Below are 17,501 nucleotides of genomic sequence, written 5' to 3'. Positions count from 1 at the left end.
ACGCAGCGGCCCCGCGCGGTCGACGCGGCGGCGACGAATGATCCGGCCCGACTCCGCGTGAGGGACTCCGCCCGGCGACGCGGCGGGATGCGTTTGCGGGCGGCGCCGGGCGCGCTATCAGGCTCGGGGACGCGCGGCCCGCAGACCCGGTCGCTTCCCGACAGGCCGGAATCCCGCGATGCAGCTCACGCAACTGACTCACCACGATCTCGACGGCTACGGCGCCTCCACCGTCGTCGCGGCCTTCGCCGACCCCGTCCGCGTGGTGCACGTGCCGCGCTACGTCGATGTCGGCCCGGTGGTCGATGCCGAGTTGAAGCGGCTGCGCCGCGCGGGCGCGCCGGAGATGCTGCTCCTCACCGATCTCGGCCTCGAGGAGCCGACCGTCGCGTTCCTCAAGCGCTTCTCGGCGATGAACCGGCAGCGCGCACCCGAGGCGCGCCACCGCCTCGTCGTCCTCGATCACCACGCCTCGTCGGTGGACCAGCTCGCGCGGCAGGACCTGCCGCCCGTGCCCGATCCCGAGCGGGCGGGCCTGCTGCGTTTCGACCTCGGCGATCCCGGCATCGACGTGCTGATCGAGGAGGCCGCGAGCGCTACCCGGATGGCCGTCGCGCATCGCGCCCTCTACGGCACCCGCGAGGCCGACCCGGCGCGCGCGGCCGATCTCGACACCCTCGTCGAGGCCGTCGACGCCCTCGATCTCTGGAGCAAGGAGCGGCCGGCCTTCGCGGGCGGGCTCGCGCTGGACGAGATCTTCTGGGACAACGTTTCCACTCTGGTCCCGGTCGGACATCCCTGGCACGACCGCTTCGTCTCGGGCCTTCTCCTGGCGGCGGCCGGGCGCCTGCGCGCCGGGGCCACGCCCGCGGAACTGGAGCGGGCGGTGCCGGAGCTGCGCACCCGCCTCACCGACGCCCTGCTGGCGGATGCGCCGGACGACGACCCGGACCTCACCACCCGCAACCGCATGGCCCGGGCGCTCGCCCGCTCGGACGCGCTGTTCCACGCCCTGTCCGACGGGACGCTGATGTCCTTCGCCCTCGATTCCGGCACGTTCCAGCGGGTCTCGGACCTGATCATGACGGGCGGCCGGGCCCGGCGCGTCCTCAACGTGCAGCGCACGGGCTCGGTCTCGTTCCGCTCGAACAACGGCACGGCGATCGACGGGGCGCGGCTCTTCCGCGGCGGCGGGCACCGCGACGCCGCGGGAGGCAAGCTCCCGGGCGGCTCGGCCTTCTCGCTGGCCGACGCGGTGGCGCAGGTCGAGCCCGTGCTGAACCCCCCCCCGGCGGATGCCGCGAGCAGCCCGTTCGGCGCGCTGAAGAACTGGAAGGGCTGACCCGAGCCTCAGAACACCTCGTCGGTGTGGACGTCGAAGCGGGCGAGGTGGAGGAAGCCGAAATTGGTGGTGATCGCGCAATCGGTCGCGTCGCGCCCGCGCGCCATGACGATGCGGCCGATGCGCGGCATGTTGTGGCGGGCGTCGAACGTGTACCAGCGCGGGCCCTCGGGCCCCTCCAGATAGACCTCGAACCAGGCCGAGAAGTCCATCGGCGCCGGGTCCTTCGGCACGCCGATATCGCCGAGATAGCCGGTGGCGTAGCGCGCCGGGATGTTCATGCAGCGGCAGAAGGCGATCGCGAGATGCGCGAAATCGCGGCAGACGCCCTCGCGCTGCATGAAGCCGTCATGGGCGGTGCGGGTGGCATCGGCGCGCTGGTAGTCGAAGCGGATGCGGTCGTGGGTGTAATCCACGATGGCCTGGACCCGGGCCCATCCTTCGGGCGTGTTGCCGAACAGCGACCACGCGGTCTGGGCGAGCTTGTCGGTGTCGCAGTAGCGCGAGCCGAGCAGGTAGACGAGCACGTCGTCGGGCAGATCCTGCACCGGGATCTGTCGGGCGTAGGGGGCGAAGGCGTCGGGCTCGCCCGAATCGTGGACGGTGAAATCCGCGAAGACCCGGAACGGACCGGGCGGCGTGACGATGCGGTGGCAGATGTTGCCGAAGGCGTCGCGATACTCGTGGGACGGCACAAAGGGATCGAAGCCGATTACGTGCGGGGTCAGCACGTCCGGCATCCGCGACGGGTGCACGCTGAGCATCAGGATCATCGGCGTCGGCTGGGTCGCGTTGAACGCGATATCGAAACCGGTTCTGATCTTCATCGCTTACGCTCGACGGTGTGGCGCCACGGGAACGGTTCAGGCGGGGTGCTGCAGGGGACGCGATCGCGTGTCGGGCGGCGCGGCAGCCGGCTCCCGCTCGGTCACCGCGACGCTGACGAGCATGCCGAGGTCGTCGCTGGCGAGCCCGAAGAAGGAGCCGTGCAGCGGCACGGCTTGGCGCGGATCGCGCGCGACCGCGACGCGGATGAGGTCGCGGTTGCCGACGATGCCGTTGGTCGGGTCGAACTCGATCCAGCCGGCGCCCGGCAGGTAGACCTGCAGCCACGCGTGGGTCGAGCCGCCGCCGACGTGACGGTCCCGGTCGTTGCGCGGATTGTAGAGGTAGCCCGAGACGAAGCGGGCGGCCATGCCGAGCGCCCGCACGCCCTCGATCATCAGCACCGCGAAGTCCCGGCAGGACCCGCACTTGGTCCTCAGCGTGGTGAGCGGGTCCTGCACGCCCTTCTCGCTGCGGGCGTTGTAGGTGAAGTTGCGCCGCACGCTGCGCGTCATATCGGCGAGAAGATCCTGGGTCGGGATCCGGCCGGTCGAGGGCACGAAGCTGCGCGCCCAGGCGTCGACCTCGTGGCGCGGGTCCGGCCATTGCCGCTCGATCGAGCGGCTCAGGTCGGGCATGTCCTCCACGCCGTAGCCGAACGGGTAATGCGTCGCGTGCGGCGCCAGCGGGAACACGGGGGCGTGCTCGGGCGTGTGCTCGAGGGTGATGCCGCACTCGAAGCGGAGCTCCGCCGCGCGCCGGTCGAAGGTCGCGACCGCGACGCAATTGCCGAACACGTCGAACATCCAGCGCAGGGAGGCCGGCTTCGGATCGATCTCGAGCGTCGCCTCGATCAGGCGCTGGTCGTAGCTGTCGCGCGGGCGGAACATGATCCTGTGCTCGCCGAATGCGACGGGCCGCCGGTAGCGGTAGGTCGTCAGGTGGCGAACGGACAGGATCGGCAAAAGCTGCGTGGCCTCCGAGGGAACCGACCGGCGCGATGCAAGAGGCGCGCCCGTGGCGACCACTCCCGCGCGACGGACGCGGTCAGAGCACCGGCGGCGGCGGCTCGCTCGTCGCGCGTTCGGCCTCGACCAGGACATCGAGGGCGTGCCAGGGCTTCGGGATGAACACCGCCTCGGGCGGCAGGTCGGGCCGGGCGACGCCCTGTCCCGAGGTGACCACGAGGCGGGCCCGGGGCCACAGCGTCGCCACCGCGTGGGCGAGCTGGAGGCCGTCCATGGCCCCGGCCAGCCGCACGTCGGCGAAGACCAGGGCGACCTCGCCGCCGCGGGCCTGAAGCAGGCGCAGGGCGGCCTCGGCGCTGTCGCAGCCGATCACGGCGAGCTCGGTCTCCTCCAGCAGGGTCTCGGCGAGCGCGCGCAGCTCCGGCTCGTCCTCGACGACGAGGGCGAGGCGCGGCGTCGGGACGGCGACCGCGTGCGGGTCCTCGGCCGGCAGGGCTTCCGGCTCGGGCTCGGAGAGCTTCACCCGGCGGACGAGGGCGGCGAGATGCTCGGGCACGCCCTCGGCGACGAGGCTGTCGTAGAACGAGGCCAGCGTCTCGCCGATCTGGTCGAGCGGCACCCCCGGCGAGAGGGTGTCGATCGGCAGGTTGCGCCGCTGGCCGTCCACGTCCCGATTCGCCTTGGTCAAGATCTCCCCCCGATGATCCGCGGGTCATCCCGGATCCGGCGCGATGCCGGCCGGCACTCGGGAAGAGAAGTCGGGACGCCGCCGTCAGTTGCGCCGCGATGCGCGAATCGGTGCGGCTCCCGGGCCGGCGCCGGGCTCGTGGGCCGCCCTGCGGCTACTGCGAGGCCGTCTCCGCATCCGCATAGGCCATCACGCCGGCCACCGCCTTGACGTCGCGGTAGCGCGCGCCGCGGGCGCTCATCATCGCCTCGAACTTCTCGTGGACCTGGGCCACCGAGAGGCTGGCGACCTTCTTGCGGCGCCCGCGCTGATGGGCGGCGAAGAAGATGGTGCGGTTGGCCCGGGCCGGGCCGGGCAGCAGCGCGGCGGCCGCGGCGCCCGGCTTGTCGACCACCTTGGCCAGGAATTCCTCGGCGTCGTCCGGACCGAGGAAGTGGGCGAGGTAGACCTCGCCGAGGGAGAGTTCGCGGCCGATGCGCAGGGCGATCCGGGCGGCGTCGCGCTTCAGCATCTCGCCGGCCATCAGCGCGGAGAGGTAGGGGTCGCGGCGCAGTTCGAGGATGCGGACCCGCTCGGCCGGATCGGCGATGGAGGGCCGGTCGTTGGCGTCCGGCACCACGAGCGCCGCCTCCTTCTCCAGGCCGTACTTCGCGCCGAAATCCCGCACCACGCCGAGCCAGGTCCGCTCGATGAACTGGTACAGGCCGGTGGCCGAGGACGTCTTGGCCTGGACCGCGGTGATGAAGCTCGATTCCTTGTCGGCGACCGCCATCAGCAGGACCGGATCGGTCTGCACCGCCTGGGCGGCGCGCACGATGGTCTGGACGAGGTGGCGCCGGATCTTCATCGGGCCGAACTCGAGAATGTCGTTCGGATCGCCGACCGCGCTCTCGGAGAGAAGGAAATCGTAGGAGACCCGGTCGACGCTGTTCGAGCCGAGATCGGTGTCGAGGTCGTGCACCGCCGCGAAGGCCGAGGAGGCCCGGATCACGGCCGGCGCCGGGTCGGGATTGGGCGCCAGCCGCACAAGGCTCTGCAGGCGCGGGCGCGGCATCGGGATCTCGGTGGCGGCCTGGGCGGTGGAGACCGCGTTGTCGAGGCCGATCCGGCCGAGCTCGGCGCCCGAGCCGATCAGCACCGCGCTGAGGCCGCCGGCCACCAGGGAGATCGACAGGATCGAGCGCACCAGCGCGATCCGGCTGCCGTGGTCCCGGCCGACCTGAACCTGGGCGGAGAGGGCGTCGGCCGGGCCGGCGCCGAAACGGGCGGGGCCGGACCGGATGACCCGGCCGGCGGCTTGAGGGGCCAGTGCGTTGCGCGACGATCCGACCGTGAGGCCCTGCATGCGACTCGAGATCCCATCACGCGCCGGTTCGGCGCCTTCCGACCCGAGATGGCTTGACAGATGTGGCGACAACACGGCCGCGGTTGGGGCCATCCTGTGGCGAATGCGGCGCCCGGCCGAGCGGTCGACGAAGCGCGGCGGCCGAAACCAGCACCCGTGACTTAATCGGCGTTCCTCCCTAAGAGAGCGCGAGGGACGCGCGGCTTGGCTGGGGCTTGGTCGAATCTTCGGCCGAACCTTCGGCGGAACCGGTCGAGCAGCCTGCCAAACTCCTCAGGTTCCACGCAGAGTCAGTTTCGATGAGCGGCGTCAACGAGATCCGGTCGACCTTCCTCGACTACTTCGCCAAGGCCGACCACGCCGTCGTGCCCTCGTCTTCGCTCGTCCCGAAGAACGACCCCACGCTGATGTTCACCAACGCCGGCATGGTGCAGTTCAAGAACGTCTTCACGGGTGTGGAGAAGCGGCCCTACAACCGCGCGACGACCGCCCAGAAGTGCGTCCGCGCGGGCGGCAAGCACAACGACCTCGACAACGTCGGCTACACCGCGCGCCACCACACCTTCTTCGAGATGCTCGGCAATTTCTCGTTCGGCGACTACTTCAAGCCGCGGGCGATCGAGCTGGCCTGGACCCTGATCACCAAGGAATTCGGGCTGAAGCCCGACCGGCTGCTCGTCACCGTCTATGCCGACGACGACGAGGCGGCGACGCTGTGGAAGAAGATCGCGGGGTTTCCCGACGAGAAGATCATCCGCATCGGCACCTCCGACAATTTCTGGCAGATGGGCGATACCGGCCCCTGCGGCCCCTGCTCGGAGATCTTCATCGATCAGGGCCCGGCTCTGCAGGGCGGCCCGCCCGGCTCGCCCGACGAGGACGGCGACCGCTTCCTGGAATTCTGGAACCTCGTCTTCATGCAGTACGAGCAGATCGAGCCGGGCAACCGCCTCGCCCTGCCGCGTCCCTCGATCGACACCGGCATGGGCCTGGAGCGCATGGCCGCGATCCTCCAGGGCGTGCACTCGAACTACGACACCGACCTGTTCCGCTCCCTGATCGACGCCGTGGCGCATGCGGTGAGCCGGGCTCCCGAGCCCCGGACCGTCGCGTCCTACCGGGTGATCGCCGACCACCTGCGCGCCGCCTCGTTCCTGGTGGCCGACGGCGTGCTGCCCTCGAATGAGGGCCGCGGCTACGTGCTGCGCCGGATCATGCGCCGGGCCATGCGCCACGCGGAACTCCTCGGCTCGCGCGAGCCGATGATGTACCGCCTCGTCCCGACGTTGATGCGCGAGATGGGTCAGGCCTACCCCGAGCTGATGCGGGCCGAGAGCCTGATCTCCGAGACCCTGCGCCTCGAGGAGACCCGCTTTCGCCGCACGCTGGAGCGCGGTCTCGCGATCCTCGACGCCGAGACACGCGACTTGTCCTCCGGCGGCCAGCTCTCCGGCGAGACCGCCTTCACCCTCTACGACACCTACGGCTTCCCCCTCGACCTGACGCAGGACGCCCTCAAGGCGCGCGGCATCGGCGTCGACACGGCGGCCTTCTCGGCCGCGATGGAGCGACAGAAGCAGGCCGCCCGCGAGGCCTGGAAGGGCTCGGGCGAGGCCGCGACCGAGACGGTGTGGTTCGGGCTGCGCGAGCGCCTCGGCGCCACCGAGTTCCTCGGCTACGAGACCGAGGCCGCCGAAGGCATCGTCACCGCGCTGCTCAAGGACGGCGCCGAGATCGACGCGCTGAAGGCCGGCGAGAGCGGGCTGATGCTCGCCAACCAGACGCCGTTCTACGCCGAGTCCGGCGGACAGGTCGGCGATACCGGCCTCGTCGTGGGTCCGGGCGTGCGCGCCCGCGTCACCGCCACCGAGAAGAAGCTCGGCGACCTCTTCGTCCACCACGTCGCCGTGGAGGAGGGCACCCTCGCCCGCGACCAGGCCGTGGAGCTTCGGGTCGACCACGCCCGTCGCCGGGCGATCCGCGCCAATCATTCGGCGACCCATCTCCTGCACGAAGCCCTGCGCCAGGTCCTCGGAGACCACGTCGCCCAGAAGGGCTCGCTGGTGGCGCCCGAGCGGCTGCGCTTCGACATCAGCCATCCGAAGCCGATCGAGGCGGCGGAACTCGCCCGCGTCGAGGACATCGCCAACGCCGTCCTGCTGCAGAACGCCCCGGTGGTGACCAAGCTGATGGCGGTGGATGACGCGATCGCGTCCGGCGCCCGCGCGCTCTTCGGCGAGAAGTACGGCGACGAGGTCCGGGTCGTCTCGATGGGCCGGCCGGTGGACGAGGCCGGCACGGAGACCGAGGGCGGGCGGCTGCCGAACTTCTCGATCGAGCTCTGCGGCGGCACCCACGCCGCCCGCACCGGCGATATCGGGCTGATCAGCATCGTAGGCGAGAGCGCGGTCGGGGCAGGCGTGCGCCGCATCGAGGCGATGACGGCGGACGCGGCGCGGCGCCACCGCGCCGAGGAGGGCCGGGCGCTGGGCGCGCTGGCGGGACTCCTGAAGGCGCCGGTCTCGGAGGCGCCCGACCGGCTCGCAGCGCTCATGGAGGATCGGCGGCGGCTGGAGCGCGAATTGGCGGAGGCGCGCAAGAAGCTCGCGATGGGCGGCGGCTCCGGGGGCGGCGACGAGGCGCGCGAGGTGGCGGGCGTCAAGCTCATGGCCCGCGTGGTCGAGGGCGTCGAGATGCGCGACCTCAAGAGCCTCGCGGACGAGGGTAAGACCCGCCTGGGCTCCGGCATCGTGGCGATCGTCGGCGTGGCGCCGGACGGCAAGGCCGGCCTCGTGGTCGGCGTCACCGAGGATCTGACGGGGCGCCACGACGCGGTGGCCCTGGTCCGGGCCGGGGCCGGCCATCTCGGCGGCAAGGGCGGCGGCGGGCGACGCGACATGGCTCAGGCCGGCGGCCCGGACGGCGCAGGCGCCCAGGCGGCGCTCGACGCCATCGCGGCGGCGCTGCAGGCAGGCTGAGCGGAACCCAGCACCGGGCTCGTCCGTACCCCGTGCGGGCGCTGCCGTTCATCGATCACGGATGAGGCCCGCGCGTCTCCGTCCCGCGCTCTCCGGACGTGGCCGCGCCTCGATCGGACTCGCCCGAGCGCACGGTCGATGTGTGAGGCTGTCAGCCCGGGAAGGGGCGGGGGCTTGGCGGGCAGCCATCCCGATCTGTGACGCGATCGCTGCGAGCGGCTCGCGCGACCGGGGCGGGATGGCGAACCCGCCCGCGATCCTCGACGACGGCGTCCCGAAGGCTCAGTTCACGCGCTTCCAGGTCTGACGCTTGCAGAACACGCTCATGACGCAGCCGGACACCACGAGGCTGTTCGGGCCGGCCAGCTTGAGCGAGCCCGAATAGGTCTTCCCATCCACCGGATTGTAGAGCGTGCCCTCGTACCCGTCCGAGGTCGCTGTCGCCGCGTTGACGATCTGCACGCCGACGACGCTGCGGCCGCGCAGCGAGGGGTTCGGGTTGTGCTCGTCGAGGCCCTTTCCGGCGGTGCTGATGATGCTGCCGCAATAGCCGCTGCCGCAGCGGGCCAGGCGCACCTTCGAATCGCCGGACTCGGTGAGCCACACACCGCTCGGGTCGCCCGCCGCGTGGGCCATGCCGCCGAGCAGCAGGCTGGCGAGCGTGGCGGCGGCCAGGATCGAACGGTGTCGCAGTGTCATGACGGATAGCCTCCCGATGATGCCCGCAGGAGCGGGGGCTCCGCTTAACCAGGGCCTCGCCGTCCCCGCAAGGGTCGGTGCGGGAGGCTCGCCGGAGAGTGTCACTCGGGACGGCCGCGCTCAGCGCGGCCCGGATCCCAGAGCCGCCCCCAGATAGGTCTCGGCCACCTCGCAGAAGGGCAGGCCGGCCGCGGTCGTCAGCACGGCGTCGACCGCGAAGAGCGGGTCGCCGGGCTCCGGCGATGCCGCGATCGGAAAGGTGTCGACGGAGACGTTGCGGCGGCTCGGCGCGAGCGGACGCACCACGCGCCCGAACGGGACGTCGCTGCCGTCGAGGGCGGCGTTCATCTCCGGGGTCAGGCGACCCGGAACGTACCAGTTGTCGGCCTCCGACAGGACGTGGTCGCCGCAGGCGAGCCGGACCCGGCGGTAGCGCACCGGCTCGTCCGGACCGATGGCGAGGCGCTGGCGCCGCTCGGGTGCCAGCGGCTTGTCGGGCGCCGCCACGCGCCGGGCGACGAGGCGCGCCTCCGGGCTGAGGCCGCGCTCGGCGCACCACGCCTCGAGCACCGCCGTGGCACTCGGCGCCGCCAGGATGCGCGACCGCAGCGCCGCGATCAGGCCGGACGGCTCGTCCCGCCGGCCGGCCTCGAACGCTTGGGCCGGTGCGAGGAAGAGGGGCATGAGCACCGCGAGCAGGATCGGCCGGAGGGCGGCAGCCGCCGTCCGGGCGACCGGCCCCCGCCATAGCGGGCGCGCGGACGGGCGTCCATGCGGCCCAGGCGCGACGCGGCCCCCGGAATCGCGCGGGCGGGCCTCGACGCTCAGCATCCGATGCAGATGTCGCGGACCGCGCGCTCGTGCATCGCGCCCGTACGCTGGTTCGGCAAGGTCCCGCCCGGAGGGACGGCGGCGGCCGGGCGAACGGCCGGCCGCGGGCGCGGCAGGCCGTCCGGGGCCGCGAAGGTCGCGGCGGGGGGCGCCACGAATTGCGCCGTCCGGAAGAACGGGCTGCTCTGCTCGGGGGCACCGGCGCGGCCCGGCGTCGCCGCCGTCAGCACCAGCGCGAGGGCCAGACCCCGCACCCCCGCGATCCGCACGCTCATAAGACACCTCCGTGGCGTCAACGGCGAAGCCCGCGAACTGGATGCGGACGGCTGATCCTGACAGACCCTGTCCTCCGCACCAAGCATGCCCGACCCGGGCGCGCGAGAGCGCGGTCCGCAACTGAGTGTTTCGAGTGAGTGTTTCGAGAGATCTGCAGCCGATGACAGCGATCGGCAAAGTTTCCGCCGCCTCGGATGGACCGGCGGACAGAGAAGGTGATGGTGGAGCCTAACGGGATCGAACCGATGACCTCTTCCATGCCATGGAAGCGCTCTCCCAGCTGAGCTAAGGCCCCACTTTCATCAGCATCCGCGGGTCTGGTACCGCGGAGCGTCTCGCCGAAGCCGCTGTGCGTCCCGGCGAGGCCGGTTCTATAAGCGGGCCTCCGCCGGGACTCAACCCCTTTTTTGCACCGGCCGATCATTTTCGGATCGGCCTCCGTCGAGGCTCGGGACGGGCTTCCGCGCGGTCTCCGAGGGTCAGAGCTCAGCTCTCCTCGTCGTTCTCGATGTCGCCGTCGATCAGGTCGGACACGTCGTCGTCGCCCGCATCCTCTTCCTCCAGGAAGGTGTCGGCATCGTCGCCGGCGGCGTCGTCCGTCGTCTCGTCGTCGGTCGTGGTATCGGCATCCTCCTCGGTGGCCTCGACCTCATCCAGGGAGACGAGCTCCGGGCCCTTCTCGTCCGTCTCGTCTTCCTCGTCCGTGGCGCGCGCCAGCGCGGGGGCCGCGGCGCGGCTCGAGGTCGCCACGGCCTGATAGGTCGTGCCGCATTTCGGGCAGACGGCGGGATCGCGGGCGAGATCGTAGAATTTGGCGCCGCAATTCATGCATTGGCGCTTCAAGCCGAGTTCCGGTCGGGCCACGGGCGAAAACCTCGTAACGGTGCTGTCTGGGGAGGGGCCCCGTTAGTCGCGGCGGGAGCGGCTGTCAAATGGACCGGTTTCGCCCGGGCGCTCAGCGGCTTCCCTGCGGATTCGCGGACGATCCGGTTCGACCGCCGGGCATGCGGTGGACGCGCGCCGGAAGCGCGCCGCGCGAAGCCGGGACCGGGCTCGGCGGGTGCGCGCGGCGAGCCCGGTCGACAGAGCACTCGGCACGGGACTCGACACTCGCCTCGGCAGGGGACGGGGCCGAGGCGCTCGGGATGACGGCGCCCGGCATTGGTGCTAACCGGCCCGCCAATTCCCGCCCGCGCCGGCCTCCCGGATTCTCCTCGTGTCGCACGACCTGCCTCCCCAGCCCCTCACCGCCTCGCCGGGCGCCGCGCTTCGCGGGGCGCTGCGCCCGCCCGGCGACAAGTCGATCTCGCACCGCGCCATGATCCTCGGCCTTCTCGCCGTGGGCGAGACCCGGGTCGAGGGCCTGCTCGAGGGCGACGACGTGCTGCGCACGGCCGCCGCCGCCGAGGCGCTCGGTGCCGGCGTCGAGCGTCTGGAGCCCGGCCGCTGGCGCGTGCGCGGGGTCGGGATCGGCGGCCTCGGCGACCCGGCCGGGACCCTCGATTTCGGCAATGCCGGCACCGGCTCGCGCCTGATGATGGGGGTGGTCGGCGGCCAGCCCGTCACCGCCACCTTCGACGGCGACGCGAGCCTGCGCAGCCGCCCGATGCGCCGGATCCTCGATCCGCTGGTGCGCATGGGGACGGAGGTGATCTCGCAAGCCGAGGGCGGCCGCGTGCCCCTCACCCTGCGCGGCCCGCGCGAGGCCATCCCGATCACCTACGAGACGCCGGCCGCCTCGGCCCAGATCAAATCGGCGGTGCTGCTCGCGGGGCTCAACGCGCCCGGCACCACGACGGTGATCGAATCGGCGGCGACGCGCGACCACACCGAGCGGATGCTGCGCCTGTTCGGCGCCGAGGTCGCGGTCACCGCTCACGGGCCGGAGGGCCACGGCCGGCGCATCGCGCTCACGGGGCAGCCGACCCTGCGCGGCACCGAGGTGGTGGTGCCGGCCGACCCGTCCTCGGCGGCCTTCCCGCTGGTGGCGGCGCTGATCGTCCCGGGCTCCGAGGTGACGCTCGAGGGCGTGATGATGAACCCGCTCCGCACGGGGCTGATCACCACGCTGATCGAGATGGGCGCCGAGATCGAGCGCCTGCGCGAGCGCGAGGAGGGCGGCGAGACCGTGGCCGATCTCCGTGTGCGGGCGAGCCGCCTGCGCGGCGTCGACGTGCCGGCCGAGCGCGCACCCGCGATGATCGACGAGTACCCCGTCCTCGCCGTCGCCGCCGCCTTCGCCGAGGGCACGACGCGGATGAACGGCCTGCACGAGCTGCGCGTGAAGGAATCCGACCGGCTCGCCGCGGTGGCGGCGGGGCTCAAGGCCAACGGCGTCGCCCATCTCGTCGAGGGCGACGACCTGATCGTCCACGGCGACGGAGCCGCGCCAGCGGGCGGCGGCACCGTCGCCACGCATCTCGACCACCGCATCGCCATGGCGTTCCTGGTCATGGGGCTGGCCGCGCGCGCGCCCGTCACGGTCGACGACGGCGCGATGATCGCCACGAGCTTCCCGAGCTTCCTGCCGACGATGCGGGATCTCGGCGGCGCGATCGCGGAGTGAGCGGCGTGCCGATGGTGATCGCGATCGACGGCCCCGCCGCTTCGGGCAAGGGAACCCTGGCCCGCAGGCTGGCCGACCATTACGGCCTGCCCCATCTCGATACCGGGCTGCTCTACCGGGCGGTGGCCCTGACCCTGATCGATACGGGCGCGTCCCTCGACGACGAGGGCGCCGCGGCCCGCGCCGCCGCCGCCCTGATCGCCGACCGGCTGGCCGACCCGCGCCTGCGCGAGCGGGCGATGGGGGAGGCGGCCTCGCGCATCTCCGGCATCCCGGCGGTGCGCGCGGCGCTGCTCGCGTGGCAGCAGCGCTTCGCCGGCGCGGCGCACGGCGCGGTCCTCGACGGGCGCGACATCGGCACGGTGATCTGCCCCGACGCGCGGGTGAAGCTGTTCATCACGGCGAGCGCCGAGGAGCGGGCCCGCCGCCGCCACCGCGAGCTGACCGGGCGGGGCGAGGCCGTGACCCTGGCGGCGATCCTCGCCGACATCCAGGCCCGCGACGCGCGGGACGCCTCGCGCTCCGCGGCGCCGCTCAAGGCCGCGGCCGACGCGGTGGTGCTCGACACCACCGAACTCGACGCGGACGAGGCCTTCGCCGCCGCCCGCGCGGTGGTGGATCGGGCCCGCACCCAGTGACCCGGCCGGCGCCGTGACCGCGCCGGATCCCGCGCCCGGGCCTGCCTCGCGCCGCGACGCGCGCCCGGCCTCGCTGACGCTTCTCGTCGCCGTCACCATGACGGGCACGGTGGCCCTGCACATCTTCGTGCCGGCGCTCGCCGCCGCGGCCGCAGATCTCGGGACCACGCCGCGGGCCGCCCAGCTCACCATCACGCTCTACCTCGTCGGGCTCGCGGGCGGGCAGCTCGTCTACGGCCCGCTCTCCGACCGGTTCGGTCGGCGTCCGGTCCTGATCGCGGGCTTGAGCCTCTATCTGGCGGGCCTCCTCCTGGCGATCCCGGCGCCGAATATCGGCGTGCTCGTCGGCGCCCGGATCCTGCAATCGCTGGGCGCCTGCGGCTCCCTGGTGATCGGCCGGGCGATGGTGCGCGACGTCTCGACCAGCGCCGACGCCGCACGCAAGCTCGCGCTCCTCACCATGGCGATGACGCTGACGCCCGCCCTCGCCCCCGCGATCGGCGGCCTGGTCACCGCCACGCTCGGCTGGCGCGCCGTGTTCGGGGTTCTGGCGCTTCTCGTCGGCGTTCTCGGCGCCCTGGTGGTCTTCACCCTGCCGGAGACCAACCGGCACCGGGTCGCGCTGCCGGGCGTCGTCGCCATGGCGTCGGCCTACCTGCGCCTCGTCCGCGCACCGGTGTTCCGGGCCTACCTGATCGCCGGAGCCTGCGCCGGCACCAGCCTCTACGCCTTCCTGGCGGTGGCGCCCTTCCTGCTCGTCGACCGGCTCGGGCGCTCCTCCTCGGAGGTGGGGCTCGATTGCCTGATCGTGGTGTTCGGCATGGTGGCGGGCGCGGTCCTCGCCAACCGCCTGGCCGGGCGGGTGCCGATCCGCCAGGTTGCGCGCGGCGGCAACCTGCTCTGCCTCGCGGGCGCCATCGGGCTGCTCGCCGTCGATCAGGCCGGGCTCCTCACGGTGGTCAGCCTGATCCTGCCGCTCGTCGTCTACGCGGTCGGCGTCGGCCTCGTCGGACCGAACGCCGTCGCGGGGCTGATGAACGTCGACCCGCACGCGGCGGGCTCGGCCTCCAGCCTCTACGGCTTCCTGCAGATGACCTTCGGAGCGGCCTTCACGGTCGCGGTCGCGGCCTTCCCGACCGGATCGGCGACCCCCGTCGCCGGGACGCTGCTCGCTGCCGCGACGATCGCCGCGCTGGCGCTGCGGCGGGCCTGAGGCCCATCGGTCGGACGCGCATTCCTTCGACGAGCCGGCGACCGCGTCGTCGGCCTGCGCTCTAGCCGCCGGTCATGGGCGGGAAGAACGCGATCTCCCGCGCGCCCGCGATCGGGGCGTCGGGCTTGGCGTGAACCCGGTCGATGGCGGCGCGCACCACGCCGGGATTCTCGAAGGCGTAGGCATATTCCTCGCCGCGGCCCCGCAGCCAGCCGACGAGGTCGGCGACGGTCGCGATGCCGGGCGGCAGCTCGACGCTCTCCTCCGGACAGCCGACGCGCTCGCGCACCCAGGCGAAATAGACGAGCTTCATCGCGGCACTCTCCAGAACCTCGGGACCGCGCCTCAGCGCTGGTCCTCGATGGCGTGCTTCACCCCCGCCCGCATGTAGTCCCATCCGGTCCACAGCGTCAGGGCGGCGGCGGCCCAGAGCAGGCCGAGGCCGATCCGCTCGGTGCCGGGCAGGATGGTCTCGCCGGCCGGCCCCGCGACGAGGAAGCCGAGGGCGACGAGCTGCACCGTGGTCTTCCACTTGGCGACCCGGCTCACCGGCAGCCCGACCTTCAGCTCGGCGAGATACTCGCGCAGGCCCGAGACCAGCACCTCCCGGCACAGGATCACGATGGCGGCCCAGGTCGAGGGACCGCTGATCGTCCGGTCGGCCACCAGCATGAGCAGGCAGGCCGCCACCAGCAGCTTGTCGGCGATCGGATCGAGCATCCGGCCGAGCGCCGAGGATTGCGCGTAGGCGCGCGCCACGTAGCCGTCGAGGTAATCGGTGATCGCCGCCGCGACGAAGACCGCGAGCGCGGTGAAGCGGGCGGGGATCGAGTCGGGCCAGAACAGGAGCGCCACCATCACGGGGACCGCCACGAGGCGTCCGTACGTAAGGCAGTTTGCGAGCGTCCAGGCCTGCGACCGACGTCGGGGGAGGACGGCGTTCATCGGGGCGGTGAAATCACGGGTTCTCTCCACCGTCAACGGGTCGGGGATCTCGCTCACCCATCAGGCTCCGGCGTGGAAGAAGTCGTAGACGGCGCGCGCCGTCGCGGCGTTCACACCCGGCGTCCGGGCGAGATCCTCCAGCGCGGCCCGCTGGATCGCTTTCACGGTGCCGAAATGGTGCAGGAGCGCGCGCTTGCGCGTCGGCCCGATGCCGGCGATCTCGTCGAGGGGGTTCCTCACCAGTTCGCGCTTGCGCTTGGCCCGATGGCTGCCGATGGCGAAGCGGTGGGCCTCGTCGCGCAGGCGCTGCACGAAGTAGAGCGTCGGGTCGCGCGGCGGCAGGCGGAAGGGCGCCCGCGCCGGCAGGAAGAAGGTCTCGCGCCCTGCATCGCGGTCGCGGCCCTTGGCCACGCCGACGAGGGGCACGTCCGTGACGCCGATCTCCTCGAGCGCCGTGCGGGCGGCGTCGAGCTGCCCCTTGCCGCCGTCGATCAGCACGAGGTCGGGCCAGGCCGGGAAGGCGTCGGCATCGGGCGGGGGCTCCGGCACCGGCTCGGTCGCGCCTCCCTCGAGCGCTGCGACCGCGGCCTCGCGGGCGGTGCGCGGCGCCTCCTTGACGAGGCGCTTGAAGCGGCGCTGAAGGACCTCGCGCATCATGCCGTAATCGTCGCCGGGCGTCAGCTCCTCGGACTTGATGTTGAAGGTGCGGTAATGCGTCTTCATGAAGCCCGTGGGACCGGCGACGATCATGCCGCCGACGGCGTTCGTGCCCATGATGTGCGAGTTGTCGTAGACCTCGATCCGGCGCGGCGCGCGCTCGAGCCCGAAGGCCTGGCCGAGGGCGGTGAGCAGCTTGCCCTGCGAGGCCGTGTCGGCGAGGCGGCGGGCCAGGGCCTCCTTGGCGTTGCGCTGGGCGTAGTCCACGAGGTTCTTCCGCTCGCCCCGGCGCGGATGGTGGATCTCGACCCGGTGCTCGACCCGGCTCGACAGGGCGGCGGCTACGAGCTCGGCATCCTCCACCGGATGGCTCGTCAGCACCGTGCGGGGCGCCGGCTTGTCGTCGTAGAACTGGGAGATGAACGAGCCCAGCACCTCCTCGGGCGTCATCGAGCGGTCGGCTTTGGGGAAATAGGCGCGGTTGCCCCAGTTCTGGAAGTTGCGGAAGAAGAACACCTCGATGCAGAACTGGCCGGCCTGCTCGTCGAGGGCGAAGACGTCGGCCTCCTCGACCCCTTGGGTGTTCACGCCCTGCACACCCTGGATCGCCGAGAGCGCGGCGATGCGGTCGCGGAAGCGCGCCGCGCGCTCGAACTCCATCGCCTCGGAGGCCTCCTGCATCTCGGCCCGCATCCGGTCCTTCACGGCATTCGACTTGCCGTCGAGGAAGGCCTTCGCGGCCTCGGCGAGCCCGCGATAATCGTCCGTCGCGATCTCGCCCGTGCAGGGGCCGGAGCAGCGCTTGATCTGGTAGAGCAGGCAGGGCCGGGTGCGGTTCTCGTAGTAGCTGTCGGTGCAGGTGCGCAGCAGGAAGGCGCGCTGCAGGGCGTTCACGGTGCGGTTAACCGCCCAGACGCTGGCGAAGGGACCGTAATAGCTGCCCTTGCGCCGCCGCGCGCCGCGGTGCTTGACGATCTGCGGCGCCGGGCCGTCGTCGGTAACGAGGATGTAGGGGAACGACTTGTCGTCCCGCATCAGCACGTTGAAGCGGGGCTTCAGCTGCTTGATCAGGTTGGCCTCGAGCAGCAGCGCCTCGGTCTCGGTCGCCGTGGTGACGAATTCCATCGCCGCCGTCTGCGAGATCATGCGGGCGATACGGTTCGAATGCGCCTGCCCCCGGGCGTAGGAGCCGACCCGGGCCTTCAGGTTCTTGGCCTTGCCGACGTAGAGGACGTCGCCCTTGGCATCGAACATCCGGTAGACGCCGGGCGAGCCGGGCAGCGTCGACCAGAACCGCCGGATCACTTCGGTGCCGGCCTGGACCGCGCCCGGCTCGAAATCGAAGTCGATCTCCTGCCCGTCGTCGGGCACGAGATCGGGCGCCTCGTCGTCGCGGCCTCCGCCGAGGCCGTCGTCGAAGCTGTCGGGCGGAAGGTCTGACGGGGCGCGCCGGCTCATGGGGCTGATCTAAGCCCCGGGAAAACGCCGGAAAAGGGGTGCGGGCCGCGCGCGGCGCGCATCATCCCCTGG

General features: G+C 72.2%; 16 protein-coding genes and 1 tRNA gene. 5 read left to right on the top strand and 12 right to left on the bottom strand.

Annotated features, from left to right (window positions below):
- Positions 1-178: 178 nt before the first annotated feature.
- Positions 179-1,342 (top strand): dimethylmenaquinone methyltransferase, encoded by a 1,164-nt coding sequence (locus ACS5RC_RS09695; protein WP_478343643.1) that lies wholly within the window; start codon positions 179-181, stop codon positions 1,340-1,342.
- A gap of 8 nt (positions 1,343-1,350) precedes the next feature.
- Here ACS5RC_RS09695 and ACS5RC_RS09690 read toward each other — a convergent pair whose 3' ends face one another.
- The 4 genes from ACS5RC_RS09690 to ACS5RC_RS09675 all read right to left on the bottom strand — a co-directional run bounded on the left by ACS5RC_RS09690 (position 1,351) and on the right by ACS5RC_RS09675 (position 5,168).
- The gene (locus ACS5RC_RS09690) at positions 1,351-2,169 is read right to left on the bottom strand and encodes a transglutaminase-like domain-containing protein (protein ID WP_478343642.1); all 819 of its coding nucleotides are present in this window, start codon (positions 2,167-2,169) and stop codon (positions 1,351-1,353) included.
- Between the two features lie 36 nt (positions 2,170-2,205).
- The gene (locus ACS5RC_RS09685; RefSeq protein ID WP_478343641.1) at positions 2,206-3,132 is read right to left on the bottom strand and encodes a transglutaminase family protein; all 927 of its coding nucleotides are present in this window, start codon (positions 3,130-3,132) and stop codon (positions 2,206-2,208) included.
- A gap of 82 nt (positions 3,133-3,214) precedes the next feature.
- Positions 3,215-3,754: a response regulator gene (locus ACS5RC_RS09680; RefSeq protein ID WP_478343926.1), complete on the bottom strand. Its 540-nt coding sequence runs from the start codon at positions 3,752-3,754 to the stop codon at positions 3,215-3,217.
- 223 nt (positions 3,755-3,977) lie between these two features.
- Positions 3,978-5,168 (bottom strand): transglycosylase SLT domain-containing protein, encoded by a 1,191-nt coding sequence (locus ACS5RC_RS09675; RefSeq protein ID WP_478343640.1) that lies wholly within the window; start codon positions 5,166-5,168, stop codon positions 3,978-3,980.
- Between the two features lie 299 nt (positions 5,169-5,467).
- On the opposite strand from ACS5RC_RS09675, the gene alaS reads away from it, so the two are divergent.
- On the top strand, positions 5,468-8,146 hold the full coding sequence (alaS, locus tag ACS5RC_RS09670) for an alanine--tRNA ligase (RefSeq protein WP_478343639.1): 2,679 nt from the start codon (positions 5,468-5,470) through the stop codon (positions 8,144-8,146).
- Between the two features lie 282 nt (positions 8,147-8,428).
- Here the strand turns inward: alaS and ACS5RC_RS09665 are convergent, their stop codons facing one another.
- From ACS5RC_RS09665 to ACS5RC_RS09645, 5 genes are all read right to left on the bottom strand, one after another.
- Positions 8,429-8,845, bottom strand: coding sequence for a DUF2147 domain-containing protein (locus ACS5RC_RS09665; RefSeq protein WP_478343638.1), 417 nt, complete (start codon positions 8,843-8,845; stop codon positions 8,429-8,431).
- Between the two features lie 120 nt (positions 8,846-8,965).
- Positions 8,966-9,529, bottom strand: a complete 564-nt coding sequence (locus ACS5RC_RS09660; protein WP_478343925.1) for a hypothetical protein — start codon at positions 9,527-9,529, stop codon at positions 8,966-8,968.
- Between the two features lie 140 nt (positions 9,530-9,669).
- The gene (locus tag ACS5RC_RS09655; protein WP_478343637.1) at positions 9,670-9,951 is read right to left on the bottom strand and encodes a hypothetical protein; all 282 of its coding nucleotides are present in this window, start codon (positions 9,949-9,951) and stop codon (positions 9,670-9,672) included.
- A gap of 220 nt (positions 9,952-10,171) precedes the next feature.
- Positions 10,172-10,247: transfer RNA gene (locus ACS5RC_RS09650), tRNA-Ala, on the bottom strand.
- A 191-nt stretch (positions 10,248-10,438) separates the two neighbouring features.
- On the bottom strand, positions 10,439-10,816 hold the full coding sequence (locus ACS5RC_RS09645) for a TIGR02300 family protein (RefSeq protein WP_478343636.1): 378 nt from the start codon (positions 10,814-10,816) through the stop codon (positions 10,439-10,441).
- A 352-nt stretch (positions 10,817-11,168) separates the two neighbouring features.
- Here ACS5RC_RS09645 and aroA point away from each other — a divergent pair, with 352 nt between their 5' ends.
- Genes aroA through ACS5RC_RS09630 form a run of 3 tightly spaced genes read left to right on the top strand, consistent with a single transcriptional unit; the run spans position 11,169 to position 14,369 of the window.
- Complete coding sequence (aroA, locus tag ACS5RC_RS09640; protein ID WP_478343635.1) at positions 11,169-12,518, top strand: 3-phosphoshikimate 1-carboxyvinyltransferase; 1,350 nt, start codon at positions 11,169-11,171, stop codon at positions 12,516-12,518.
- Positions 12,519-12,529: 11 nt separating this feature from the next.
- Complete coding sequence (gene cmk / locus ACS5RC_RS09635) at positions 12,530-13,156, top strand: (d)CMP kinase (protein WP_478343924.1); 627 nt, start codon at positions 12,530-12,532, stop codon at positions 13,154-13,156.
- Positions 13,157-13,169: 13 nt separating this feature from the next.
- Entirely contained in the window at positions 13,170-14,369 is a 1,200-nt protein-coding gene (locus tag ACS5RC_RS09630) for a multidrug effflux MFS transporter (RefSeq protein ID WP_478343634.1), read from the top strand.
- A 61-nt stretch (positions 14,370-14,430) separates the two neighbouring features.
- Here ACS5RC_RS09630 and moaD read toward each other — a convergent pair whose 3' ends face one another.
- From moaD to uvrC, 3 genes are read right to left on the bottom strand one after another with little or no spacing between them, the layout of a single operon-like run.
- Entirely contained in the window at positions 14,431-14,682 is a 252-nt protein-coding gene (gene moaD, locus ACS5RC_RS09625) for a molybdopterin converting factor subunit 1 (protein ID WP_478343633.1), read from the bottom strand.
- Positions 14,683-14,714: 32 nt separating this feature from the next.
- Complete coding sequence (gene pgsA / locus ACS5RC_RS09620; RefSeq protein ID WP_478343923.1) at positions 14,715-15,314, bottom strand: CDP-diacylglycerol--glycerol-3-phosphate 3-phosphatidyltransferase; 600 nt, start codon at positions 15,312-15,314, stop codon at positions 14,715-14,717.
- A 60-nt stretch (positions 15,315-15,374) separates the two neighbouring features.
- Positions 15,375-17,429, bottom strand: a complete 2,055-nt coding sequence (uvrC, locus tag ACS5RC_RS09615) for an excinuclease ABC subunit UvrC (protein WP_478343632.1) — start codon at positions 17,427-17,429, stop codon at positions 15,375-15,377.
- Between the last annotated feature and the right edge of the window lie 72 nt (positions 17,430-17,501).

The sequence above is a fragment of the Methylobacterium sp. HJ2 genome (genome assembly GCF_056431005.1).
Note: the sequence above shows the minus strand (reverse complement) of the source record. Positions and strands in the feature narration are given on the sequence as shown.